The sequence below is a fragment of the Dietzia sp. 111N12-1 genome (assembly GCF_001658045.1).
GTDB classification, from domain to species: domain Bacteria; phylum Actinomycetota; class Actinomycetes; order Mycobacteriales; family Mycobacteriaceae; genus Dietzia; species Dietzia kunjamensis.
In genome coordinates, this window is sequence record NZ_LSSV01000012.1 from 1 (window position 1) to 347 (window position 347).

1 protein-coding gene is annotated in these 347 nt (G+C 58.5%); it reads right to left on the reverse strand.

Features of this window, described 5'->3' with window-relative positions; translation table 11 throughout:
* Positions 1-150 precede the first annotated feature (150 nt).
* On the reverse strand, positions 151-347 hold a 197-nt coding region (locus tag AYO52_RS18660; RefSeq protein WP_216635300.1), incomplete at its 5' end, for a hypothetical protein.

Sequence of the window (347 nt, forward strand, 5' to 3'; positions counted from 1 at the left end):
TGGGCGACTGGAACATCCCGTGGGAGACCTGGCGTGCCGGAAATGCCGATCAGGCCTGAGGGGTCCAGTCACTATTCCGACCTCGACCAAAGGCCAGGCCAAAATCGTCCGGCGAGCGCGGGAATAGCCAAAATGCACACTCTTCCGTGGTCATTGATCGACGTTTGAATTTCCTGACATTCGACGTTCATGGACGAGGGAGTCTCGCCGGATTCGTTTTTGGCGGCCCCACCGGCACAAACGAACAATGGCAGCCAGCAGGTGCGCAAGATGGTGCGCGACATCTGGTGCAACCAGCCGGTGGACGCGAATACGCCCGGAGCTAATACGCAGACCTTCCACTAAAC